Genomic DNA, 22,867 nt, shown 5'->3' with positions numbered 1-22,867 from the left:
GGACTGCCTGTCCGATACCCGCCGGCGGGGCGTCATGCGGCAGCGATTATCTTTCCTATCGCTGCCGCGCGAAGGTGAACAATGTTTCTACAATGGATGTCACGGCGCTCGCTTCAAACCGCCGACGGGTATGTAGCCACTGACGTGGAGCCTCGATCCGCCGCAACGTGTAATGGATCGGGCCGCCGCTGAAACCTCGCATCCACACAAGGACAATCGCGAATGGGCAAGCTCACTACCCACGTGCTCGACACGGCAAACGGCCGTCCCGGCGCCGATATCAAGGTCGAACTCTTTGCGCTCTCCGGCGACACGCGCCGCGCGCTCAAAACCACCACCACCAATCACGACGGCCGCTGCAACGAGCCGCTGCTAGAAGGCGATGCACTCGCCGTCGGCGAATATGAACTGGTGTTCCATGCGGGCGACTATTTTGCGTCGATCGGCACCAAAGTGCCCGAACCGCGCTTCGTCGATCGCGTCGTGCTGCGTTTTGGCGTTGCCGATGCGGGTGCGCACTATCACGTGCCGCTGCTGGTGTCGCCCTGGGCGTACAGCACCTATCGCGGCAGCTGAAGCGAACGGCCTCGCGTGCATTTCGCAGATGACATGGAGACATTCGCGAAGCGCAAGCCAGAAAGCCGTGATCGATCGGCACCCGATTTCATCCGATTGCCGTTGCATGCACTGATCCGATAGCGGACATGCACCGGCGCAACAACCCCGCATGCCGCGCAACACTCGAGATGCTGCGCGAACAACGAATCAGGAGTGGAGGAGTTTCATGGAAGGCTTTATCACCGACTGGCTGAATCTCGCGATTCGCTGGTTTCACGTTATCGCCGCGATTGCATGGATCGGCGAGTCGTTCTACTTCGTTGCGCTCGACAACAGCCTGAAGCCGCCTGTGGATCCGAACCAGCGCCGGCGCGGCGTGTTCGGCGAACTGTGGCACGTGCATGGCGGCGGGTTCTACAACATGCAGAAGTACACCGTCGCACCGCCCGAAATGCCCGACGACCTGCACTGGTCGAAGTGGCCGTCGTACACGACATGGCTGTCTGGCTTCGGTCTCTTCACCGTGTTGTATCTGTTCGCGCCGAACACGTATCTGATTGACAAGAACGTGCTCGACATGGGCCCCGTCGTCGCGATCTTTTCGGCGCTGGGCTTTCTCGCCGCCGGCTGGATCGTGTATGACTCGCTGTGCCGGCTGCTTGGCAACAAGGACAAGGTGCTCGGCATCTGCGTGGGCATCTATGTGCTGATCGCCGCGTTCCTCGCGTGCCACATCTTCGCGGGCCGCGCGGCGTATCTGATCATGGGCGCGATGCTCGCGACGATCATGTCGGCGAACGTGTTCTTCGTCATCATCCCGGGCCAGCGCAAGATGGTCGCCGCAATGCTCAAGGGCGAAACGCCGAACCCGATCTACGGCAAGCGCGGCAAGCAGCGCTCAGTCCACAACACGTACTTCACGCTGCCCGTCGTGTTCGCGATGCTGTCGAACCACTACGCGATGACGTACACGCATCCATACAACTGGGCGGTGCTCGTCGTCATCATGCTGGCGGGCGCGTTGATCCGTCAGTTCTTCGTGATGCGTCACCGTGGCCAGGTGCTGTGGTATCTGCCGCTCGCGGGCATCGTGCTGATGTTCGGCGCGCTGTTCTGGACGATGCCGAAGCCCGTCGTACCCGTCGCGGAAGCGGCGAACGCGCCCGTCGTGAAGACGGCCGATATCGTGCCCGTGCTGCAACAGCGCTGCGTCGCCTGCCACTCCGCGCATCCGACGATGATGGGCAGCGCACCCGCCGGCGTGTTGCTCGATACGCCTGCGGAGATTTCGACGAACGCGCAGCGCATCTATCAGCAGGCCGTGACGCTGAAGGCGATGCCGCTCGGCAACGTCACGCACATGACGGACGAGGAACGACAGAAGATTGCCGCGTGGTTCCAGGGCGGCGCGGTGAATTAACGATCGAGGTGTCGATGACGGGCGCAAGCCCGTTTCTTCGAGGTTGGCGGGTTGTGCGCGCAAGCGCGCAGTCCGCCTTTTTTGTGCCTGGATGACGGCGCGTTAATCTCATCGTACTGCGTGATATTCGCGTTCGTTGCATGCTCAACGAGCTGCGCTAAAAACTCGGCTCGATATTTCGATGGCATCCGCGATTTGGCTTCGTGCTTTATGCGTTGTCACTGTGCTTTTGGTTTTTTCGCTGGCATCCGCGATATGACCTACCCCTTCACGTGTCGCCCCTGTGCGGGGCGGCACTTACTTTCTTTGCAGCAGCAAAGAAAGTAAGCAAAGAAAGCGGCCTAGCACCGCCAGTTCCTGTTATTGCCTGCGGGCCCCCAACCGTTCATATGCTTCATACGGCAACGCGCCAGTCTGCGCCCGTTGCCAACGCTACGAATGGGTGCCTCCACCTACTTCAATCGCCCGTAGCTCAGCCAACGGCAGCGAAGCGTGACTGCAGCCCAGGTGGCAAACTGTGTGTAGGTCATAGTGCTCCACACCTCGGCGTTCTTGCCAGAAGCACCGACCTTGCATTTCAGTCCGGAGTGGTGCGCATCAGCCGAAAAAGCCTGCACACAGTTTGCCACCTAGGCGGCGGTGGACTGTCTGGCACGGTGTGCCGCGACGCGGGCACAAGAAGCAGGTGAGGTGTACAGAGAGAACGTTGGCAACGGGCGCAGACTGGCGCGTTGCCGCGTGAAGCGTGGGGACGTTGGGGGCCCGTGGATAAGAACACGGGCTGGCGGTGTGAGCCGCTTTCTTTTGCCTACTTTTCTTTGCGGCGGCAAAGAAAAGTAGGTGCCGCCCCGCACAGGGGCGACGCGTGAAGGGGTAAGTCGTATCGCGGATGCCAGCTCAAAAACAAAAACCAACCACCAATGCTTGCGCAGCAAAAAAATCAAACGACAACCGCGTTCATCGCCTCTTCCGTCAACCACTGCGACTCGCGCAAATTCTGCTCGTTGAGATTGTGCCCATCGCCACCACGATCCACGACGATGAAATCGCTCACCTCGCCCAATGCGAGCAGCGGATGATGCCACACGCCTTTCGCGTAGTTCACGCCTTGCCAGCCGCTCGTCACGAACGCGCGAATCTTCGATTCATCCAGCTCGCCAGCAGGTGCAACGACAACCAGATACGGCTTGTCATTCAACGGAATGAACGCTTGCGAGCCAAGCGGATGCCGCTCCATCATCGTGATTTCGAACGGCAGCGCGCGCGCCTGTCCACGAAACAGATTGACGAGCGTGCGGCCACCTTCGTCGGTGACGTCGACGTTCGCGAGATCGTGATAGCGGATCGTCGTGCCGAGATTGATCGGGATCTGCTTCGCGCCTTCCAGTTCGATCACGTCGCCGAACGGCGCGAACGCTTCGCGTGTCAGCGGTTCGATAGCGAGTGTCTTCATGATGCGAGCGTGCCCCACAGACGCAGGCGCGACACGCCACCATCCGGAATGATGTTGAAGCGGATATGCGTGACGGGCCCGAGCGCCGCGATCTCGCTTTCGAAGAAGTGCTGCTTGTCCATCTGCAGCTTCTGCTCGCCGAGCAGCACGGGCCAGAACATCGCCTGCGTGATCAGCGAGCTGTCGGTGCCGCCCGTCACGTACGCGGCCTGAATCGAGCAGCGGTCGGGATAGTTGCCCTTGAAGTGCGCCGTATCGACTTCGATCTTCTTGATGACGCCCGGTTGCGCGAGCGCGACGATCGCCCAGTCGTTGCCCGGCTCGCGGCGGCGGCGCGTTTCCCAGCCGTCGCCCATGTTGACGCCGCGGCCCGGCATCAGCAGCGTCGATGCGGCGCCGAAGTGCTGGTTGTTCGCGCCGACCAGATACGCGCCGTTTTCCATCGCGGCGAGGTCGAACAGATCGGTGCGGCTCGCGCCCGCCCAATCGACCTGCGGCTGGCCGTACACGCGCAGACGCGCGATGCCGCCGTCCGGATAGATGTTCACACGCAGGTGCGTGTACGCGTTCGTGTCGCCCACTTCGAGATAGTGGTGGCTATTGCCTTGCAATGTGGTCGACGGCACGATCTCGGTCCATTGCGTCGACTGGTTCGGCGCGCCGTCCACCACACGCGCCGCTTCCACCGATGCCGCCGGCGGGAAGTTGCCCGTGAAATGGCTGGTATCGAGATCGAGGCCCTTGATGACGCCCGGACGCGCGAGCTTCACGACGCACCAGTCGTAGCCTGTGGTGCGCTTGCGGCGCGTTTCCCAGCCGTCCATCCACTTGCCGTGCTCGTCGTACTTGCCCGGAATGAAGACGGCCGGCTCCGGATTCAGCATGCGGTCTTTCGGCGCGAAGAAATCGTCGCTGGCTTCGAGTGCCTGCGCGCCAAGACGCGGGTCCGCGAGGTTCACGAAACGGCGCGTGAAGTCGGGTGCGTTGGGATCGAGAATCGGGAGTGCCATCTTTGTCTTCCTTGCTGTCGGGTTGTTGCTTTGTGAATGCGTGTCTGTGTAACGACGATCAGCGACGATTACGCGCTGATCAGATCGTCGAGACGAAAACGCGCAATGCGATAGATCTGGTCGAGGCTTGCGCGCAGTTCGTCGGCGCGGCTGTTGTGTACGCGCGCTTCGAAGTTCGCGATGATGCCGTGCCGGTCATAGCCGCGCACGGCGAGAATGAACGGAAAGCCGAACTTCTCTCGATACGCCGCGTTCAGGCTCAGCAACCTGTCGAACTCTTCCTGCGTGCATTGACCGAGACCGGCGCCGCTTTGCTCGCGCGTCGATTCGGCCGTCAGTTCGCCGCGTACAGCCGCCTTGCCCGCAAGCTCCGGGTGAGCGTTGATCAGCGCGAGCTGCTTCGCTTCGCCGGCGGTTTCGACGGCGTTCGACATCGTCTTGTGCAACACGTCGATGTTCGCGTACGGTCGCTGCGCGGCGGCCACTTCGGCGACCCACGGCGAATGCTCGAAGATGCCCGATAGCGCCGCGACGAACGCGTCGGTCGAGATGCTGTTGAGTTGGTCCAGTGTGTATTGCATCGCCTTCATGCCGCAGCCCCGCGGTTGTCCTGTTGTTGGTAGGGATGATGCTCGCGCCAGTGGCGCGCGATATCGACACGCCGCGTGACCCACACGCGCTCGTGCTTTTCGATGTGATCGAGAAAGCGCTGCAGCGCGCGCATGCGACCTGGGCGGCCGAGCAGGCGGCAGTGCATGCCGATCGACAACATCTTCGGCGCTTCGTCACCCTCTTCGTACAGCACGTCGAATGCGTCGCGCAGATACTTGAAGAAATGGTCCGCCGTGTTGAAGCCTTGCGGCGTGGCGAAGCGCATGTCGTTGGTGTCGAGCGTGTACGGCACGATCAGTTGCGGCACTTTCGCGCCGCCCGTCACTTCGACGTCCATCCAGAACGGCAGGTCGTCGCCGTAGTTGTCGGAGTCGTACAGAAAGCCGCCGTATTCGGCGACCAGCCGATGCGTATTGGGACTGTCGCGGCCCGTGTACCAGCCGAGCGGCCGCTGGCCCGTCACGCGTTCGATCGCTTCCATGCCGAGGCGCATATGCTCGGCTTCACGCTCGGGCGACATGTCCTGATAGTGAATCCAGCGATAGCCGTGACACGCAATCTCATGGCCCAGCTCGACGAACGCGCGCGCGAGCTCCGGATGCCGCTCGATCGCCATGCCGACGCCGAACACCGTGAGCGGCAGGCCGCGCTTCTCGAACTCGCGCAGGATGCGCCACACGCCCGCACGCGAGCCGTATTCGTAGATCGACTCCATGCTCATGTGCCGCGCCGGATACGACGCCGCGCCGACGATCTCCGACAGGAACTGTTCCGAGCCGGGATCGCCGTGCAGCACGCAGTTCTCGCCGCCCTCTTCGTAGTTGAGAACGAACTGGACCGCGACGCGCGCGCGTCCTGGCCAGTTTGCCTGCACGGGGTGGCGGCCGTAGCCGATCAGGTCGCGCGGATAGTTCGGGTCGAATGACATGATGTGAATGGCGCAGCGGTTGACGTGAGCGTTGACAGGTACGCGCCGGCGGACGTCGTAAAAGCGGAAACACACGCTACGGCAAGGCCGGCAGGGTTGAACCAGTGTAGCGAAAACACCCGGGTGCGCCCATACACCCGGGCAGATAGTGCATGTCAGACTGAGTGTATGTGCGGTGCAATATCGGCGGTGGGGTCGACGCGCAATGCACTCGAGTTCACCCGCAGCAGCGCTTCCCCGGCGGCTTGCTGGGCGGCGGGCGCAGCGGCTGGCTGTGCGCCTGACGGGCTGAAGCGTGCAAAATCGCCGTCATAGCGCTTGGCAAGCGGGCGCGCGTAGTCGCCCCGCTTGGCCGTGGCCAGCCGCAGCGAAACCAGCGCTTCGACCCACTTCACAGCCGCCGTCACGCCTTCGACGACGGGCGCGCCCAGCGCATCCTCGATCTCGCGGCACAGTTCGGCCATCCCCGCGCAGCCGAGCACGATGGCGTCCGATCCGTCCTCGTCGAGCGCGCGGCGGCATTCGTCGAGAATGATGCGCCGCGCGGACGAGCCCGGCTGATCGAGTTCGAGCACGGCGACGTCGGTTGCACGCACGTTGCGGCAGAACCGCTTCATGCCGTAGCGCTCGGCCAGATGCCAGGCCATGCCGCAGGTCCGCGAGAGCGTCGTCACCACCGAGAAACCCGGCGCCAGCACGCTCGCCGCATGCATCGCCGCTTCCGCGATGCCGATCACCGGGCCGCGCGCCAGTTCGCGCGCCGCATAGAGACCAGGATCGCCGAAACACGCAATCACATAACCATCGAAGCCGTCTCGCTCGCCCGCTTCGATTTCCGCGAGCAGCCCCGGCGTGGCGAGCGCCTCGTCGTAATAGCCTTCGATCGACGGCGGGCCCATCGTCGGGCTCACTGCCACCAGCTCCGTTCCCGGCGCCACGACGTCGCGCGCACAACGGCCCATGGCTTCCGTCATCCGTTGCGTCGTGTTCGGGTTGATCAGTTTGATACGCATGTCGACTCCTTTGTCGACCGGAGTTGGCGCTTTAGCGCTTACTCCGGTCCCATGCAAGATATTGCTTGCATCCTTTGATGAACTTTCATGCACCGCGCAGCAGATCGCGAGCCAATACACTGTAGAACACTGCACCGAGGCCGGCACCGATGAACCACGAGAAGTTCGCGAGACCGTTCAGCGACGGCACCATCACGCAGATCACCGCGATCACTGCAGCCGGCAGCAAGGCGCCGACTGCACGATAGTTCACGCCATTGCGATACCAGTACGAACCCTTTTCCGACACCGTGTACAGATCGTCGAGCACGATTTTCTGACGCTTCACGAGGAAGAAGTCGATGATCAGGATGCCGTACAAAGGTCCGATGAAGCTGCCGAGCACGTCGAGCGTGTAGTGGATCACAGCCGGGTTGTTGAACAGGTTCCACGGCGTGATGAAAATGGATGCCACTGCAGCGAGCATGCCGCCTGCACGCCAGCTGATGAGCTTCGGCGCAACGTTCGAGAAATCGAATGCAGGCGACACGAAGTTCGCGACGATGTTGATGCCGATGGTCGCAATCGTGAACGTCAGAGCACCGAGGATCACGGCCGTCGGGTAATCGATACGGCCCACTGTTTCGACGGGATCGGTGATGAGTTCGCCGAACACGGGCAGCGTCGCAGCCGTCGTGACGACCGTCACCAGCGAGAACGCGAGGAAGTTGACGGGCAGGCCCCAGAAGTTGCCGCGCTTGACGCTGCGAAAGCTCTTGCCGTAGCGCGAGAAGTCACCGAAGTTCAGCATCGGGCCCGAGAAGTACGACACCACCAGCGAGATCGCCGTGATCATCACCGGGATCACTTCCATGCCGTGATACTTCACGCCGCCCAGGTTGATGCCGATGTTCTTCCAGCCCGCACGCCAGATCATGTAGCCGGCGAGAATGAACATCACCACGTACACGGCAGGACCGGCGAAGTCGATGAACTTCTTGATCGTTTCCATGCCGTTCCAGAACACGAGTGCCTGCAGCACCCACAGCAACATGAAGCCAGCCCAGCCGATCGTCGACAGGCCCATGAAGCCGTGATGATGCACATCCGCGTAGGGCAGCAGTTGTGGGAAGAACTTGAGCACGACGATCACCAGCGCGCTCGACGCAAGGTACGTCTGAATGCCATACCATGCAACCGCAATCAGCCCGCGGATCACGGCGGGAACGTTGGCGCCCAGCACGCCGAAGGTCGCGCGGCACGCGACGGGATACGGCACGCCGTTCTGCTGGCTCGGCTTGGCGATCATGTTGCACAGCACGTTGACGAACGTAATGCCGACGAGCAGCGCGATCAGCACCTGCCAGCTCGTCAGCCCGAGCGCGAAGAGACTCCCCGCGAACACGTAACCGCCGACGCTGTGTACGTCCGACATCCAGAACGCGAAGATGTTATACGCGCCCCACGTCTGATGCTTCAACGGCGCGAGGTCTTCGTTGTACAGGCGTTCGCTGTAGCCTGCGGGCATCGCGTGAGCGCCTTGTCCGCTGCTCTCGTAATCGGGGATTGCCGAACTATCCGGTGCTGCACTGAACTGAGCCATGGATTCCTCCTAAGATGGGAACGCCGACGGGAATCGACGAGCATTGCATCGTGTATGCCAGGCACACGACCGGCTCACTATGTGGCTGGCGCGTATGCGCATCGCTTACAGGTTGCCGCGGATGTCTCCGTACTTACGTACTTGTTTTGATGGCCGCAGGCTTTCCGCGAACGCCTGCAGGGCTTCGCCGTGTGAGCGTGGCCCGCCTGATGGGCGTCCCTCGCCGTACGGTCTTTCGGTCTCGGCACACGCCGGGTGCGGCGCGTACCGGATGTGGTAGCGATCGACCTTTGGGTCGACTTTCTGGTCAAGCTCCGTTCACTTCAGTGCAGCGCGCACCGCCAGCGAGCGCGGGCGTGCGTCAGGCTTGCACTTCGACAATCGTCAGCCGGCTGCGGCCCGGGGCGCGCGCATGCCGAACACTTCGTGCAGATCGGTCCCACCGCTAGCCGGCCGATCCAGCATCTTCAACTCGACGCTCTGCAAGTGACGCGACATCAGCGCGCCTGCTGTCTTTGCATCGCCAGCGTCGAGCGCGGCGAGAATCGCTTCGTGGTCTTCGAACGAACACGGGCTGCGGCCCAGCGATTCGTACAGCGCCGAGATCAGCGTCGAGCGCGCGACCAGTCCGTTCAGGCAATCGCACAGCACGGTATTGCCCGTCAGCGACGCGAGCTCCGTATGGAACTCGCCCGACAGCCTGATCCACGCCGGAAAGTCGCGCGATTCGAACGCCTTGCGCTCCCGCGCGATCATCCCGCCGATGTTCTTCAACCGCCGCGAGCCCTGGCTCGCGCAAATCTTGTCGACGACGGCCAGTTCGATGATCCGGCGCATCTCGAACACTTCATGCACTTCCTGCAGCGACGGACTCGCGACAAACGCGCCGCGGTTCGGCTCCAGATCGACGAGGTGGTCGGTGGACAGCAGAGCCAGTGCCTGACGGATCGGTCCGCGCTTGACGCCGAATACTTCGCACAACTGGGCTTCCGTCAATTTCGCGCCAGGCGCGAGCCGATGCTCGAGGATCGCGGCGCGAATGCGCTCGGCGATCGCTTCGGGTTTCGTGCTGCTCGCAGTGGCGTTGGGTGTCTCGGACATGATGGGCGTGCTGTTATGTGGTCCATCTTAGGACGGACATAAATATTGTCAACAATTTTGAGAGCGGATTTACGACAATTCTGGTTTGGACTGACGTGCTCAAAACTAACCCAAACGCTACGAAAGCCTTTATCAGCGCTTGATTTCAGACCATACGCGCGGTCCGATCGCCGCCTTCCTTGCAGACTATTTTGTCAACAAAATCCGGCTACGCGTGGTCGCACTTGTACTTGGAGGCATCAAACGAACCAGACAGTTAGTTGCATTAGACGCTCAAAAACAAAGGCGAGATGCCTCGCCTTCGCCGGATGTGAACCAGGGACCCAACCGTCATTCGAGCACGGGATGCCCTGAAACGGTCAGCTTGAACCCGCGCGCGCCCGCAACGAGACGCGCTTCGGCGCCGACGGGCAGCGTCACCATATCGGGAATATGGCCGAACTGCAGCCCCGTCACGATCGGAATGCCGACTACCGACCTCACCTGCTCGACCATCGCGCGCAGATCGTAGCCGTTGTCGTAGTCGAACGCCTTGCCGCCCGAGAAATCGCCGAGCACGAGCGCCTGTTGACGCTCGAGAATGCCCGCCAGATGCAACTGATAGATCAGCCGCTCGATCCGGAATGGTTGCTCGTTCACGTCCTCGACGAACAGGATGCCGCCTTCCACAGGCGGCATGTACGGCGAGCCGACCAGCGATGCGATCACAGCCAGATTGCCGCCCCACAGCGTGCCCGTCACGTCGATGGTTTGCGGTTGGGGAGCCGTGCTGGAAACCGTGAACGTCTCCGAAGTCAGCGCGTTCCAGAAGTGTTTCATCGTGAAATCGCTGACGCTTTCGGCGCCGAAGTCGACGGCGAGCATCGGGCCGCCGAAGGTCTTCACGTTCGCCTGCGACAGCAGCGCAAGCTGCAGTGCGGTGAAATCGCTGTGTCCGCAGAAAGCGATCGGCTGGTCGCCCAGGCGGCGCTGCAGGCCGCGATAGTCGAGCCCATGCAGGATGCGCACCGCGCCGTAGCCGCCGCGCACGGCGAGCACGATATCCGGCAGTTCGCGCGATGGATCCGCGAGGCGATTGAGTTCCGCCGCGCGCTCGCCATCCGTGCCGGCGAACCGCTGATAGCGCCGCTGTGTCGCGTTGACGTTCTCCACGTGATGCCCCTGCGCACGCAAGCGCTTCAACGCGAGATGAACCGCGTTCGGATCGTGCGGATAGCCGGAAGGCGCGATCAGTTCGATGGTGCGGTGCTTGGCCATATGAAGTGGCAAGTCAGAGGGTCTGATTGGTGTCCGGACGCGGATCGGCTGCATCCGATGCGTTGTTCAATGCGGCCGCCGCCCGCGCTTCGCGCGCGGCGCGCCGGCGGTCGGCGAAAAACGAGCGCAACGCAGCGCCGCACTCCTCTTCGAGCACGCCGGCCGTCACTGTCGTGTGATGGTTCAGTTGCGGATTCGCGAATGCATCGACGACGCTGCCGCAGGCGCCCGTCTTCGGATCGCGCGCGCCGAACACGATGCGTGCGATGCGCGCGTGCATGATCGCGCCCGCGCACATCAGGCAAGGCTCCAGCGTCACATAGAGTTCGCAACCCGGCAGCCGGTAATTTTCGAGCTTCTGCGCAGCGGCGCGCAGCGCGGCCATTTCGGCGTGCGCGGAAGGATCGTGACCGCTGATCGGATGATTGAAACCCTTCGCGATCACTTCGTCGCCACGGACCAGCACCGCGCCGACAGGCACCTCGCCGACGGCGCGCGCCTCTTCGGCGGCAGCCTGCGCGAGCGCCATGAAGCGGCGATCGCGTTCTGTAATGGGGGCGGGTTCGGGCGCGGGAGTGTCGGTAGCAGCGTTCGTTTCGTTCGCGACGCTGACGCCCGAGCAGGACGGGATGATCAAATCTTCAGACGAAATGGAAACGGCAGACGGCAAAACAGCCGGATCGACGCCGGGGTTCACGCCGGCCCCGCGTCGGCGGTCGGCTCTTCCGCGACGCGCTCGTACAGGCGCTCCGCGATCCGGCGACAGTACTCGCGCGGCATGACGAGCGGCCCGCCGCGCAGCGATTCCAGTGCCATATCGAGGGCCAGCATCTTCGCTTGCAGCCTGCAGCGGCTGCTGCGATCGCTGACGGCATCCAGCTCGTTCTGCAGGTCGCGCAGCGCCCGCAGTTGTTCGACGGCGGGCGGCACGAAGCCCGCATTCTTCAGAATGCGGTTCGCTACTCGAACTTCCTCGGGCACCAGGGCGTCGTCATCGAGAACCTGCGGCGCGCCGGTTCCCGGCAAATCATCGAACTCGCCCCGCGCAGCCGCGGCGGCAATCCGTTGTTCGACAAGTGCATCAAGCAATTTCATTTGCAGTCCACTACGTTGCGGCTCTGGCATTTTATCAGGACGCTGAGAAATGGATTTGTCAGACGCCTAGAGGACACACCCAGGATTAGGATTAGTCGTATGGGCTGGCATTCCAGGCCGAGATATGGTTGTCGGTTTTTCAGCGCTTCCGGCTCCGTCATGTCCCATCGAAATTTCGCTCCCGCCATCGTCTCAATTCACCCAAAGCTCGCCGCCACACGCGGCTCGCGGATGCGGGGCGCAGATCGCCGCCGCGTCGTCTCGTTCGCGAGGGTGTTTGTAACGGGCGTCGCACTGTCGCTCGCCTTGTCCGGATGCGGCGTGTTTTGCAACATCGGCGGCGGCAGCGGCGGAGTTGGCGGTAGCTGCGGCGTCGGCACCGGCTTTCGCTTCTGACTTCCTCGCTTTTTTCAGCCGCTTTTCTCACCCGCTTCCCACCCGCGCGTCGCTGTTTCACCAGGCTTCGTTATCGGACGCGCAATTTACACACTGTTACGCGGGCCGCGCATCACTAGCGATGCGCGTTTCCCTATACTCGTCGCGGTCCACACCTGGTGGCATCTCGACAATCACGTAACATGACCCACACCCGTTTTGCTCGCCCTCTCGTTCGAACGACGTTGATCGCGCTCTGCGTCACGCTGCCGCTCGCAGGCTGCGTTGTCCCTGGCAATTCGCCGTACGGCGCGAGCTATGGCTCGACCTACGCCACGCAACCGGCCTACGCACAACCGGCGCAACCGGTCTATGCGCAGCCTGGCTATGCGCAGCAGCCTCAGTATCAGCAGCCTTATCAACAGCCCTATCAGCAGCCGTACGCGCAGCAGCCGCAGTATCAACAACCCGGCTACGATCAGCCCGATGAGCAAAGCAATCAGGCTTACCAGCAGCCGCAACAGGGCTACGGATACGGCGAGCAATACGGCGTAGTTTCGTCGATCCAGCCGCTTGCCAATCCAGGCGCCGTGACGGCGGGCGGCGTCGCAGGCACCGTGATCGGCGCGGTTGTCGGCGGCGTGATCGGCAACCAGTTCGGGCGCGGCCATGGACGCGATGCGGCGACTGCGATCGGCGTGCTGGGCGGCGCCGTCGCGGGCAACCAGCTGGGTCAGCAGGCGGGCGCGTCGTCGCCGGGCGGCTACCGGGTTTCGGTGCAACTGAACGACGGCTCCGTACGCGCATTCGATGTCGGCTCGCCCGGCGACCTGCATCCTGGCGATCGCGTGCGTGTTGCGGGCAACCGGCTCGACCGCTATTAAGCCGCTCAAGCCATCACCAGGCCACGAACTCGACGCGCTCACGCATTGGTAGCACCGAGCGCTGCTTCGATCACAAGCAATCGAAGCAGCGCGACAACCTTCACTCCGGCTCGACCGTTCTCCCCGGTTCATAAAACATCGCGAACAGTTCGGACTGCGATCCGACGCCGAGCTTCGCGTAGATATGCTTCTTGTGCGCGCGCACCGTTTCGAACGAGATCGACAGCTTCTCCGCGATCGCGCGCGACGAGAATCCACTCAACGACAACATCGCCACTTCGATCTCGCGCGCAGTCAACGCGCCGCGCCCGTTCTTGCCAGTCAGCATGCCGAAGCGCGCATGCAGATCCGCCTCATCGTTTCCGGCCGCGCGCGGCTCTTCTTCCCCAACGAACTTCTCGAAACGCAAGCGCTGCTGCATCAACGCGAGCACCCACGGCGAATACAGCGTGAGCAACGCGATCTCGCGCTCGTCGTAGCGGCTCGTCTTGCCGAGTGAAAAGCCCATCGTGTGATCGCGATCGATCACGACATTGAAATGCACCTCGTCGCCGACGATGTTCTTCTTGAAGTAACGCTGGTAGTACTCGGTCATCCGGAAGTTGTCGGGCGCGACGTCGGCGAGCGTGTAGAAGCCCGACGCCTGCGTTTCGAACGTGGCGAGATAAAACGGATCGAGCTGATAGAGCGCGGCCAGATAGTCCTGGAACATCAGGTCGATCTTGCCGTCGGGCATGGCCTGCTCGGCCAGCACGAGCGGCGCGGCATCGCGCTTGAAGCGCAACGCGACCCAGCTGTCGAAACCAACGTGCCTTTCGAGCACACGCGTCAGACGCGCCCAGAAATGCGGACCATCGAGGGCGTCGATGGCCGAGCCGATCTCCCGATGAAAAGCGAGATCTCGCCATTCGAAGTCCATCGTGTCCTCCGGTGAGGGTAACCCTCGTGGGTAATTTCAGGACAAAAATAATACCCTGATAATCCGCCTCAATACGAGAAGCGGGCGACGTACGCACTGTTCCGCGCGGCACAAAAATCGCAGGAAACACGGATGCGCAACGCACATTGCGCACCGCTGAAAGGCATCTGGAAGGAGGCAACACCATGCAGGTTGAACTGGCGCAACTCGCGCTGATCGACAGCGACGTCGCGCATAACACGCGCAAGGTCGTCGACACGATCGGACGCGCCGACACAGCGGGCGGCACGAAGCTGATCGTGTTCCCCGAAACCACGCTGTCGGGCTTTCCGACGCGCGAGAACATCGCCGACGTCGCGCAGACGCTCGATGGCCCCGCGCTGACCGCGGTTCGCGACGCCGCCCGGCAAAATGGTGTCTCGGTCGCAGTGGGCCTCGCAGAACGCGACGGCAACCAGTTCTACAACACGACGGTGCTCGTCGACGAACGCGGCGACATCGCGCTGCGCTATCGCAAGACGCATCTGTGGGCATCGGATGTAGGCGTGTTCACGCCCGGCGACCGCTTCGAAACCTGCATGTGGAATGGCCTCACCGTGGGCCTGCTGATCTGCTACGACATCGAATTCCCCGAATCGGCGCGTGCCGTCGCGGCGCTCGACGCCGATCTGCTGATCGTCACCAACGGCAACATGGACCCGTTCGGCCCCGTGCATCGACGCGCGATCCAGGCACGCGCAATGGAAAACCAGATGTTCGCGCTGATGGTGAACCGCTGCGGTTCCGGCGACGACAACCTGACCTTCCCCGGCCTCTCCGCGCTGATCGATCCGTTCGGCGAGACGGTGCTCGAACTGGGCGGCGAAGAAACGGTGACGAAGGCGACCGTCGATTTCAAACGGCTCGAAGCGAGCCGCGAGCACTACAACTATCTGCACGATGCACGCGTGCCGCTCGGCCTCGTGCCTGTCGAACAGTCGAATGGCCATCGCGCGCTGATGGTCGAAGCGCGCCGCCGCCGCACCGACTGAACGCTTTCCAGCAGTCTGTTCAGGACGTACCGCACGGGGCCGAGCGCGCCCTGCGCGGGTGCGCCCACGCCCGTCGAAATGCCAGCCGTACGGCGAGCCGGAAGGCACCATAAGGCATCCAGAAGACATCCATATCGGCCATCGCTCTCGGCCTGGCTTTAGGAGAAATCATGCAAGCGTCGTCATCCCATGAACCGTCGCACCTGAAGCGCACGCTCGGCTTGCCGTCCGTGCTGCTGTTCGGTCTCGCCTACATGGCGCCGCTGATTGTCTACGGCACCTACGGCGTACTCGCCAAAGCCAGCGACGACACGGCCGCCCTCGCCTATCTGCTCGCGCTGATCGCTATCGCGTTCACCGCGCTCAGCTATGGCAAGCTCGCGCGGCTCTACCCCGTCGCCGGCTCGGCGTACACGTACACGCGCAAGACCTTCAACGCTCACCTGGGTTTCCTGATCGGCTGGGCGACGCTGCTCGACTATTTTTTCCTGCCGATGGTGATCTGGCTGATCGGCGCCGCGTATCTGAATGCGGCGTTTCCGCATGTGCCGTCGTGGATCTGGATCGTCGCATTCATCGTGCTGACCAGCGGCCTGAACATCGTAGGGATCGAGTTGGCCGCGCGCTTCAACATCGTGCTGATGGTCGTGCAACTGGCGATCGTCGCGATGTTCGTCGCGCTGTGCTGGCACTATGCGTCGGCGGCGGCTGGCCCGGGTGGAATCGCGATGGCCGAGCCGTTCTTCAAGCCGCATGTGCCGCTCGGCGCGACGATGGCGGGTGCCGCGATTGCCGCGTATTCGTATCTCGGCTTCGATGCCGTGTCGACGCTGACGGAAGAAACCATCGATCCGAAGAAGAACATGCCGCGCGCGATCCTGCTGATTGCGCTGATCGGCGGTGCGATCTTCGTGATCGCCGCGTACACGATGCAGTTGGCACACCCCGGCGTCGAGTTCAAGGACACGGATTCGGCCGCGTTCGAAGTCGCCAAGATGATCGGCGGCGATGTCTTCGTGACCGTGTTTCTCGCGGGTCTGATCCTGGCGCAGTTCGCGTCGGGCATCTCGGCGCAGGCGAGCGTCGGCCGCTTGCTGTACGCGATGGGCCGCGATGAAATCCTGCCGAAGCGCTTCTTCGGCTATATCCATCCGCGCTTCAAGACGCCGGCGATCAATATCGCGATTGCAGGCATCGTCGGGCTGATCGCACTGAAGCTCGATGTGGCCACATCGACGTCTTTCATCAACTTCGGCGCGTTCCTCGCGTTCACAGCCGTCAATCTGTGCGTGATCCGTCTGTATCTGTCGGGCAATCATGGCGAGCGCAAGATCGGCGTGTTCGGCGGGCTGGTGTTTCCGCTGATCGGCGCAGTGGCCGATATCTGGCTGCTCGCGAGCCTCGAAAAGACGGCGCTCATGCTCGGCGCGGTGTGGTTCGTACTGGGTATCGCGTATCTGTGCTGGATCACGCGTCTGTTCCGCCAGGCACCGCCTGAAGTGGCGATCTGAGCGGATAGCGAAATGCGCGATTCACCGGGGCGGATCGCGTTCGAGAAAGCGCGGCGCATTTGTATGCGCCGCGTTTTGCTTTTATGCGTGCGTTGGAAATTCGGCTTCCAGCGCGTCGATCAAATTCGACAGCACGTCGACCCAGTTGCCGCGCTCCGACTGGTTGAAGATCCGCATGCCCGGATACCACGGGCTATCCGTGCGCTCACGCAGCCACCGCCAGCATCCCGCGTAGCGATTGAGCAGCCACACGCGCTTGCCCATCGCCGCGGCGAGATGCGCAACCGATGTATCGACGGCGATCACCAGATCGAGTGGTTCGACGAGCGCCGCCGTGTCGGCGAAATCCGCGATCTCGTTCATCCAGTCGGTCACATTCGGACGCGGCGCGTCAACGAGTTCCTTCGAAGCATCGTCCGCTTTCTGCAAGCTGATCCACTGCGCGCGCGGCCATGCGAGAAGCCGCTCGACCTGCGCAGGCGCGATGCTGCGCATCCTGTCCATATGCGCGTTGATCTTGCCGCCCGCCCACACGATGCCGATGCGTGGCACGCGTCGCGGCGCGACGGCCGCGAGACGCGCGCGCCAGTATGCGGCGCGCTGCGGATCGGCGCGCAGATAACGCGACGGCGCCGAGCCGAGGTTCTGCAAGCCGATTTCGAGCGCCATCGGCAGCGAGAGCATCGGCGAATAGCAGTCCCATTCGCTCCAGTCGGAGGGCACATCGTCGAGCAGTTGCAACTGCGGATAGCGCTCGCCAAACGAATCCTCGAAAAGCCGCCGCAGCGGCTTCGGGCAGTTGAAGCCGACCGTCGTGAAACGGTCGAGCGCGAGCGGAAAAAAGCGGCTGAACTGCAACGCATCGCCGAGTCCCTGCTCGTACACGATGAACAGCCGCGCGTCCCGTTTCGACGAAGCTTCACCCAGCCACTGCGGCACGGGCCATTCAGCCGGCCGCGCACCGCGCTCGCCGCGATTGTTGCCGAGCGCGGCCCAGCGGTATTCGAAATGCGGCCACGCTTCTTCGTATCGCCCGGCCGCGAGCATCATATGGCCGATATTGCTGCGCGCTTCGAGATTCGACGGATCGAGCTCATACGCGCGCCGGTGATGCACGATGGCCGCTTCGACATCGCCGAGCGCGTTCAGCACGAGCCCGAGGTTGTTGTGCGCGCCGGAGTGCGCCGGGTTCGTTGCGATCACGCTGCGATACGCGTGCTCTGCCGCTTGCATGTCGTCGTTCAGTTGCAGCGCAACGCCGAGATTGAAGGCGAGAATCGACGTGTCGATCGACACGGACGGCTCGCTGCGCGCGAGATCGAGGCCGCGTTGCGCGCTCGCCGCGCCCTCGGCGAGCGCGCCAGAGCGTATCTGCACGACGCTCAGGCTGTTGTAGAAAATGGGATCGGGCCGCACGCGCAGCGCGTGCTCGATCCAGTGCGCCGCGCCGCCCGGCTCTTTCGCTTCGAGCGCAACGAGGCCGCGCAGATGTAGCGCGGCGGCGTGTTCTGGCTGCGCTTGCAGGACGGCGTCCAGATGCGCGCGTGCCGTGTCGTGGCCGCCCGCGAAAAAGGCTTGCTCGGCTGCCGCGTAGCGCTGGTCGATATCTGGCTGGGATGTCATTCGATCATGTCCTTCACCGCGACAAAACTGAGGCTTCGAACCGTCGATACGTCGATTCGGCTCGGGGGCAGCAATGATGGCACTGCGCCGCCGGCGAGCTGTGAAGTTGTGTGAAGGCAGAAGCCGCCGTTGTTCTGCTTATCCACTGAAAAATAGGACAAATGCGGGACAACCGCCTCGTTTGCGTCGATCCACGCCTTGTGGACACGCGGGACGTCATAGAATACTGTACGTATATACAGTATCGCGATCTGCCATGGAACTGCTCAAAAAGCTCGAAATACTCGCCGACGCCGCCAAGTACGACGCGTCGTGTGCGAGCAGCGGTGCGCCACAGCGGAGTTCGCGCGGCGCGGACGGGCTCGGCGCAAGCACGGGCGCGGGCATCTGCCACAGCTTCACGCCCGACGGCCGCTGCGTGTCGCTGCTGAAAATCCTGCTGACCAATTTCTGTCTGTACGACTGTCAGTATTGCGTGAACCGGCGCACGAGCAACGTGCCGCGCGCGCGTTTCACGCCCGAGGAAGTCGTGAGCCTCACACTCGACTTTTACCGGCGCAATTACATCGACGGGCTGTTTCTCAGTTCCGGCGTGATCCGCTCATCGAACTACACGATGGAGCAACTGGTGCGCGTCGCGCAGTCGTTGCGCGAGGAGCACCTGTTTCGCGGCTATATCCATCTGAAGACCATTCCCGATGCCGATCCGGAACTGATCGCGCAAGCGGGCCGTTACGCGGATCGCCTGAGCGTCAATATCGAACTGCCGACTGACATCAGTCTGGAACGGCTCGCGCCCGAGAAAAGCGCGCGCACGATCCGCCTCGCGATGGGCTCGATTCGCCTCGCCAGCGACGAAGCCGAGAGCGACGCGAAAGCGCCGCGCTTCTCGCCCGCTGGGCAAAGCACGCAGATGATCGTCGGCGCGGACGACACCAGCGACAGCACGATCCTGCAAACAGCCGAAACGCTGTACGGCTCGTACCGGCTCAAGCGCGTCTACTATTCCGCGTTCAGCCCGATTCCCGACAGTCCGACGGCGCTGCCGGCCAAGGCGCCGCCGCTGTTGCGCGAGCATCGTTTGTATCAGGCGGATTTTCTGCTGCGCGGCTACGGGTTTCGCGTCGACGAACTGTTCGAAACGCCCGGCAATCTCGCGCTCGATATCGATCCGAAGCTCGCGTGGGCGCTGAGTCATCGTGAGAGTTTTCCCGTCGATCTGAATCGCGCGAACGTGCGCATGATCGCGCGCGTGCCGGGCATCGGTATGCGCAACGCCAAGCGTCTGGTGGAACTGCGGCGCTCGCGGCGCATCCGCTATCAGGATCTCGTGCAGTTGCGGTGTTCGATGGACAAGACACGGCCGTTCGTCGTGACAGCGGACTATCGCCCTGCGCACGCCGACCTGTCGACGCAGCGGTTACATCACGCACTGACGACGCCGCCGACGCAGTTGTCGCTGTTTTGACGCGGGCACGAGCGCATGCAAGTCATCTCGATCGACGACAGCTATGCGGCGTGGCGCGAAGCCGCGCTGCAGGCGCTTGCGAGCCGCATTGCGCCTGAGGATATCGACTGGCGTGTAGTTGGCGATGACGATCGCGCAACCACGCCCGCGTTGTTCGACGATCACGCGCCTGTGTCGAAGGCAACGACCGCTCCGGCCAATGTCCGCATTTCCCGCGAACTCGGCGAACTGCTGAAAGACGCGGCGCTGTATCGCGACACGGCACGTTGGGCGTTCCTCTACCGCGTGCTCTGGCGATGGCATGACGGCGACCGCTCGGTCGCGTCCGCTGCCGATTGCGACGGCGCGCGCCTGTACAAGATGTCCAAGGCCGTACGGCGCGCGAAGCACGACATGATCGCGTATGTGCGCTTCCGGTTGCGCGAGCCCGGCAACGATGCGCCAGCGGCCGATCTGCCCGAGTACGTCGCGTGGTACGAGCCGGAGCACGATGTGCTCGCATGGTCGGCCGAGCATTTCGCACGCCGCATGGGCCGCTCGACGTGGCTCATCTCGACGCCCGATAGCGCAGCGTGGTGGGACGGCAGCGCGTTGCGCCTCGAACGCCGGCCGGCGTTACCCAGCGACCGCTGCAAGCACACCGTCGACGAAGCCGAAGCGCTCTGGCTCGCCTACTACCGCAGCACGTTCAATCCCGCGCGCCTGAACGAGACGGCGCTCGAACAGCACATGCCCGTGCGCTTCTGGAAAGGTCTGCCTGAAGGGCACCTGATTCCGTCGATGATCAGCGAAGCGAAGAGCGGCGCGCAACGGGTCGCGCAGGCGCGCGGCGTCGGCGTGCTGGGCGGCAAGAGCGTGCCTGTCGATGCGCACAGCGCGCAACCGGCGCGGCAACCGCCATCCACTCTGGACGCATGCCGGCGCTGCGAGCTGTGGCGACACGCGACGCAGGCCGTCGATGGCATCGGTCCCGACGATGCGCGCATCATGCTGATTGGCGAACAGCCCGGCGATCAGGAGGATCTCGCTGGCAAGCCGTTCGTCGGACCAGCGGGCCGATTGCTCGATGTCGCGATCGAACGTGTGGGGTTGCGGCGCGAGCATCTTTATCTGACCAACGCCGTCAAACACTTCAAATGGATGCTGCGCGGCAAACGGCGCCTGCACAAGACAGCGGCGCAGCAGGAAATCGATGCGTGCGGTTACTGGCTCGAACGCGAACTGGAACGTGTGAAGCCTGCCGTCGTCGTCACGTTGGGCGCAACTGCGTTGACTGCGCTGCTGCACGAGAAAGTCAGTTTGCGCGATTGGATCGACCGGCCGATCGATGTTGACGGTACGCAGGTGATCGCGACGTATCACCCGTCGTTCGCGTTGCGGCAGGAGAACGACGACGCGCGCGAGCGCGTGCTGGACGCGATCTCTTCTGCATTGGCACGGGCGCGCGATCTGGCCGACACGGAGCAGGAACGGCGGCAAGCATCGCGCTAGTGTTTCGTCCAGGAATGCGCGAGCATTCATCCATCCAATGGACGGATGCCATGCGAACCCTTCTCCATACGTCGCGGCTGCGCCTCGAACCGTTCGACGAAGCCCATTTTGCGGGGCTTCTCGCGCTCAACTCCGATCCTGTCGTGATGCAATTTCTCGGCGACGGTTCGCCCGCGACGCCGACGGAAGTGCATCAGAGCATCGATTCGGCGAAGGCGCGCTGGGAGCGGTTCGGCTTTTCGTGGTGGTCGTTCATCAGGCACGACAGCGGCGAGATCATTGGCGCGGGCTGCGTGCAGCACATCGAAAACGAAGCGGGCAATCCGGTGGAAGTCGGCTGGCGTTTGAAGCGCGATCACTGGGGACAAGGCTACGCGACGGAAGCGGCGCGCGCGATGATCGGATTCGCGTTCGACGAGCTTGGCCTCGCTGCTGTTTATGCGACGACACATCCGTCGAATGAAAGATCGATCAAGGTGATGAAGCGGCTCGGGATGCGAAGTATCGGTTTGCAGCCCTACTACGGGACGTTGGCGGCAACGTATGTGCTGGAGAAGCCGTAAGCCGCAGCCTGTTATCTCAAAATTCGTCCTTGTCCTATGTCCGCCACTTTTAGGCGCCCCTATTCTTGAAACATCAACAGGGCGCCACTCAACACGATATGGACTGCGCCTGTTACCACCTTCATCGACAGGAGCACACCATGTTTGTCTACTTCCTTCTCAGCCAGTTCAGCCAGTGGCTTCGTTTCGTGGACAAGCCGCGTTGCGGCGCATTTCTCGCAGCATCCGTTGATATCGAAGAACTGGGCAAGAAAGCTCAACGATACGATCGATAAGCGGAATCTCCACGATTTTCCACCGTGACGCATCACGGCAAAAAGCGCGCTGACGCGCCCCAGCACCCCTTCCTGGTCGCACGCTCGATGATCGTCGATCTGGTGGTTACACCCTTGCGGGGACGGGGGTCACCGCCAGTTCGATGCGCAATTCAGTTCGCTGCAACGGACCCTGCTTCAAGCCGCATCTCCACCAGATCAATGCCCGGCGCGTACCCGTCCTTTTCTGAGCGGACAGCTTGAAAGCCAAACCGCTCAAAAAAGCCGGCACTGTGCTGGCTGGTGGTCAGCAAAACCGCCACAGCGTTGTTGCTCGCAAAGATGTGTTGCAATCGTGCCTTCATGAGGCGACTGCCCAGACCTGCCTTGTGCCGGTCTTGGCTCACCATTCCCCAACACAAAACAATCTCGTTGGGAGTCGTTCTGCTGGCTGCCCAGCCACCACAGGCCACGACCTCGCCATCCTCTTCAAGCACCAGGTAAGGCCCCGGAAGACGGTTCAGGTATTCAGTGAATTCGACACGCTCCTCCTCGGCAAAAAACTTTGGAGTGTTACTGTCGAACAGCTGTTCGCACGCAGCAAGATCGGTGCGCTCAAAAAAACGAATCAACATGCCTAAATAACTCAAAGCGCCGAAAGACACCCGCAGTCTTCCGGCGCGAATTGAATGACAGGCGCTGAGCCGAGTTTTTGATCT

At 62.6% G+C, this 22,867-nt stretch carries 22 protein-coding genes; 9 read left to right on the top strand and 13 right to left on the bottom strand.

Annotation, left to right across the window (positions count from 1 at the left end):
- Positions 1 to 222: 222 nt before the first annotated feature.
- Both uraH and C2L65_RS06570 read left to right on the top strand, forming a co-directional pair.
- Positions 223 to 576: a hydroxyisourate hydrolase gene (gene uraH / locus C2L65_RS06575; protein ID WP_042313565.1), complete on the top strand. Its 354-nt coding sequence runs from the start codon at positions 223 to 225 to the stop codon at positions 574 to 576.
- 208 nt (positions 577 to 784) lie between these two features.
- On the top strand, positions 785 to 1,978 hold the full coding sequence (locus tag C2L65_RS06570; RefSeq protein ID WP_007749363.1) for a urate hydroxylase PuuD: 1,194 nt from the start codon (positions 785 to 787) through the stop codon (positions 1,976 to 1,978).
- A 940-nt stretch (positions 1,979 to 2,918) separates the two neighbouring features.
- Here C2L65_RS06570 and C2L65_RS06565 read toward each other — a convergent pair.
- The 10 genes from C2L65_RS06565 to C2L65_RS06520 form a co-directional block, all read right to left on the bottom strand.
- Positions 2,919 to 3,431, bottom strand: a complete 513-nt coding sequence (locus tag C2L65_RS06565; RefSeq protein ID WP_042313550.1) for an ureidoglycolate lyase — start codon at positions 3,429 to 3,431, stop codon at positions 2,919 to 2,921.
- A complete protein-coding gene (alc, locus tag C2L65_RS06560; RefSeq protein ID WP_042313548.1) occupies positions 3,428 to 4,441 on the bottom strand; it encodes an allantoicase in 1,014 nt (337 codons plus the stop codon). The genes C2L65_RS06565 and alc overlap by 4 nt, the downstream gene beginning before the upstream one ends.
- A gap of 68 nt (positions 4,442 to 4,509) precedes the next feature.
- Positions 4,510 to 5,031, bottom strand: coding sequence for a 2-oxo-4-hydroxy-4-carboxy-5-ureidoimidazoline decarboxylase (uraD, locus tag C2L65_RS06555; RefSeq protein ID WP_042313545.1), 522 nt, complete (start codon positions 5,029 to 5,031; stop codon positions 4,510 to 4,512).
- The gene (gene puuE / locus C2L65_RS06550) at positions 5,028 to 5,981 is read right to left on the bottom strand and encodes an allantoinase PuuE (protein ID WP_042313542.1); all 954 of its coding nucleotides are present in this window, start codon (positions 5,979 to 5,981) and stop codon (positions 5,028 to 5,030) included. The genes uraD and puuE overlap by 4 nt, the downstream gene beginning before the upstream one ends.
- A 155-nt stretch (positions 5,982 to 6,136) precedes the next feature.
- Positions 6,137 to 6,994: an aspartate/glutamate racemase family protein gene (locus tag C2L65_RS06545; RefSeq protein ID WP_042313540.1), complete on the bottom strand. Its 858-nt coding sequence runs from the start codon at positions 6,992 to 6,994 to the stop codon at positions 6,137 to 6,139.
- Between the two features lie 85 nt (positions 6,995 to 7,079).
- Entirely contained in the window at positions 7,080 to 8,576 is a 1,497-nt protein-coding gene (locus C2L65_RS06540) for an NCS1 family nucleobase:cation symporter-1 (protein WP_042313537.1), read from the bottom strand.
- A gap of 384 nt (positions 8,577 to 8,960) precedes the next feature.
- Positions 8,961 to 9,677: a GntR family transcriptional regulator gene (locus C2L65_RS06535; protein ID WP_042313534.1), complete on the bottom strand. Its 717-nt coding sequence runs from the start codon at positions 9,675 to 9,677 to the stop codon at positions 8,961 to 8,963.
- Between the two features lie 330 nt (positions 9,678 to 10,007).
- Positions 10,008 to 10,934, bottom strand: coding sequence for a muramoyltetrapeptide carboxypeptidase (gene ldcA / locus C2L65_RS06530; RefSeq protein WP_042313531.1), 927 nt, complete (start codon positions 10,932 to 10,934; stop codon positions 10,008 to 10,010).
- Positions 10,935 to 10,947: 13 nt separating this feature from the next.
- A complete protein-coding gene (gene tadA, locus C2L65_RS06525; protein WP_233446498.1) occupies positions 10,948 to 11,487 on the bottom strand; it encodes a tRNA adenosine(34) deaminase TadA in 540 nt (179 codons plus the stop codon).
- A 140-nt stretch (positions 11,488 to 11,627) separates the two neighbouring features.
- Positions 11,628 to 12,029, bottom strand: a complete 402-nt coding sequence (locus tag C2L65_RS06520; RefSeq protein ID WP_007749400.1) for a DnaJ family domain-containing protein — start codon at positions 12,027 to 12,029, stop codon at positions 11,628 to 11,630.
- Between the two features lie 578 nt (positions 12,030 to 12,607).
- On the opposite strand from C2L65_RS06520, the gene C2L65_RS06515 reads away from it, so the two are divergent.
- Complete coding sequence (locus C2L65_RS06515; protein WP_042313528.1) at positions 12,608 to 13,288, top strand: outer membrane lipoprotein; 681 nt, start codon at positions 12,608 to 12,610, stop codon at positions 13,286 to 13,288.
- A gap of 100 nt (positions 13,289 to 13,388) precedes the next feature.
- On the opposite strand, the gene C2L65_RS06510 is transcribed toward C2L65_RS06515, so the two are convergent.
- Complete coding sequence (locus C2L65_RS06510; protein WP_042313525.1) at positions 13,389 to 14,207, bottom strand: response regulator transcription factor; 819 nt, start codon at positions 14,205 to 14,207, stop codon at positions 13,389 to 13,391.
- A 185-nt stretch (positions 14,208 to 14,392) separates the two neighbouring features.
- On the opposite strand from C2L65_RS06510, the gene C2L65_RS06505 reads away from it, so the two are divergent.
- Positions 14,393 to 15,238, top strand: coding sequence for a carbon-nitrogen hydrolase family protein (locus C2L65_RS06505; RefSeq protein ID WP_042313555.1), 846 nt, complete (start codon positions 14,393 to 14,395; stop codon positions 15,236 to 15,238).
- Positions 15,239 to 15,408: 170 nt separating this feature from the next.
- Positions 15,409 to 16,749, top strand: a complete 1,341-nt coding sequence (locus tag C2L65_RS06500; RefSeq protein ID WP_042313522.1) for an APC family permease — start codon at positions 15,409 to 15,411, stop codon at positions 16,747 to 16,749.
- 81 nt (positions 16,750 to 16,830) lie between these two features.
- Here the strand turns inward: C2L65_RS06500 and C2L65_RS06495 are convergent, their stop codons facing one another.
- On the bottom strand, positions 16,831 to 18,372 hold the full coding sequence (locus C2L65_RS06495) for a tetratricopeptide repeat protein (RefSeq protein WP_042313519.1): 1,542 nt from the start codon (positions 18,370 to 18,372) through the stop codon (positions 16,831 to 16,833).
- Positions 18,373 to 18,628: 256 nt separating this feature from the next.
- Between C2L65_RS06495 and C2L65_RS06490 the strand changes: the two genes are divergently transcribed.
- The 4 genes from C2L65_RS06490 (at position 18,629) to C2L65_RS47030 (ending at position 22,169) form a co-directional block, all read left to right on the top strand.
- Positions 18,629 to 19,840 (top strand): putative DNA modification/repair radical SAM protein, encoded by a 1,212-nt coding sequence (locus tag C2L65_RS06490; protein WP_042313516.1) that lies wholly within the window; start codon positions 18,629 to 18,631, stop codon positions 19,838 to 19,840.
- Positions 19,841 to 19,855: 15 nt separating this feature from the next.
- Complete coding sequence (locus C2L65_RS06485) at positions 19,856 to 21,331, top strand: UdgX family uracil-DNA binding protein (RefSeq protein WP_042313513.1); 1,476 nt, start codon at positions 19,856 to 19,858, stop codon at positions 21,329 to 21,331.
- 50 nt (positions 21,332 to 21,381) lie between these two features.
- Entirely contained in the window at positions 21,382 to 21,894 is a 513-nt protein-coding gene (locus tag C2L65_RS06480) for a GNAT family N-acetyltransferase (RefSeq protein ID WP_042313553.1), read from the top strand.
- 140 nt (positions 21,895 to 22,034) lie between these two features.
- Complete coding sequence (locus C2L65_RS47030) at positions 22,035 to 22,169, top strand: hypothetical protein (RefSeq protein ID WP_255221902.1); 135 nt, start codon at positions 22,035 to 22,037, stop codon at positions 22,167 to 22,169.
- 152 nt (positions 22,170 to 22,321) lie between these two features.
- Here C2L65_RS47030 and C2L65_RS06470 read toward each other — a convergent pair whose 3' ends face one another.
- Positions 22,322 to 22,813, bottom strand: coding sequence for a GNAT family N-acetyltransferase (locus tag C2L65_RS06470; protein WP_233446479.1), 492 nt, complete (start codon positions 22,811 to 22,813; stop codon positions 22,322 to 22,324).
- Positions 22,814 to 22,867: the final 54 nt, after the last annotated feature.

It is taken from the genome of Paraburkholderia terrae (genome assembly GCF_002902925.1).
GTDB lineage: Bacteria > Pseudomonadota > Gammaproteobacteria > Burkholderiales > Burkholderiaceae > Paraburkholderia > Paraburkholderia terrae.
This window is presented reverse-complemented; position numbering and strand designations above follow the sequence as displayed.

Excerpts from the sequence above, each read along its gene's own strand:
- alc (WP_042313548.1), bottom strand. The coding sequence starts at position 4,441 with ATGGCACTCCCGATTCTCGATCCCAACGCACCCGACTTCACGCGCCGT.
- C2L65_RS06565 (WP_042313550.1), bottom strand. The coding sequence starts at position 3,431 with ATGAAGACACTCGCTATCGAACCGCTGACACGCGAAGCGTTCGCGCCG.
- C2L65_RS06520 (WP_007749400.1), bottom strand. The coding sequence starts at position 12,029 with ATGAAATTGCTTGATGCACTTGTCGAACAACGGATTGCCGCCGCGGCT.
- C2L65_RS06490 (WP_042313516.1), top strand. The coding sequence starts at position 18,629 with ATGGAACTGCTCAAAAAGCTCGAAATACTCGCCGACGCCGCCAAGTAC.
- C2L65_RS06535 (WP_042313534.1), bottom strand. The coding sequence starts at position 9,677 with ATGTCCGAGACACCCAACGCCACTGCGAGCAGCACGAAACCCGAAGCG.
- ldcA (WP_042313531.1), bottom strand. The coding sequence starts at position 10,934 with ATGGCCAAGCACCGCACCATCGAACTGATCGCGCCTTCCGGCTATCCG.
- C2L65_RS06510 (WP_042313525.1), bottom strand. The coding sequence starts at position 14,207 with ATGGACTTCGAATGGCGAGATCTCGCTTTTCATCGGGAGATCGGCTCG.
- C2L65_RS06495 (WP_042313519.1), bottom strand. The coding sequence starts at position 18,372 with ATGACATCCCAGCCAGATATCGACCAGCGCTACGCGGCAGCCGAGCAA.
- puuE (WP_042313542.1), bottom strand. The coding sequence starts at position 5,981 with ATGTCATTCGACCCGAACTATCCGCGCGACCTGATCGGCTACGGCCGC.
- C2L65_RS06515 (WP_042313528.1), top strand. The coding sequence starts at position 12,608 with ATGACCCACACCCGTTTTGCTCGCCCTCTCGTTCGAACGACGTTGATC.
- C2L65_RS06570 (WP_007749363.1), top strand. The coding sequence starts at position 785 with ATGGAAGGCTTTATCACCGACTGGCTGAATCTCGCGATTCGCTGGTTT.
- C2L65_RS06500 (WP_042313522.1), top strand. The coding sequence starts at position 15,409 with ATGCAAGCGTCGTCATCCCATGAACCGTCGCACCTGAAGCGCACGCTC.
- C2L65_RS06485 (WP_042313513.1), top strand. The coding sequence starts at position 19,856 with ATGCAAGTCATCTCGATCGACGACAGCTATGCGGCGTGGCGCGAAGCC.
- C2L65_RS06540 (WP_042313537.1), bottom strand. The coding sequence starts at position 8,576 with ATGGCTCAGTTCAGTGCAGCACCGGATAGTTCGGCAATCCCCGATTAC.
- C2L65_RS47030 (WP_255221902.1), top strand. The coding sequence starts at position 22,035 with ATGTTTGTCTACTTCCTTCTCAGCCAGTTCAGCCAGTGGCTTCGTTTC.
- uraH (WP_042313565.1), top strand. The coding sequence starts at position 223 with ATGGGCAAGCTCACTACCCACGTGCTCGACACGGCAAACGGCCGTCCC.
- uraD (WP_042313545.1), bottom strand. The coding sequence starts at position 5,031 with ATGAAGGCGATGCAATACACACTGGACCAACTCAACAGCATCTCGACC.
- C2L65_RS06480 (WP_042313553.1), top strand. The coding sequence starts at position 21,382 with ATGCGAACCCTTCTCCATACGTCGCGGCTGCGCCTCGAACCGTTCGAC.
- C2L65_RS06505 (WP_042313555.1), top strand. The coding sequence starts at position 14,393 with ATGCAGGTTGAACTGGCGCAACTCGCGCTGATCGACAGCGACGTCGCG.
- C2L65_RS06545 (WP_042313540.1), bottom strand. The coding sequence starts at position 6,994 with ATGCGTATCAAACTGATCAACCCGAACACGACGCAACGGATGACGGAA.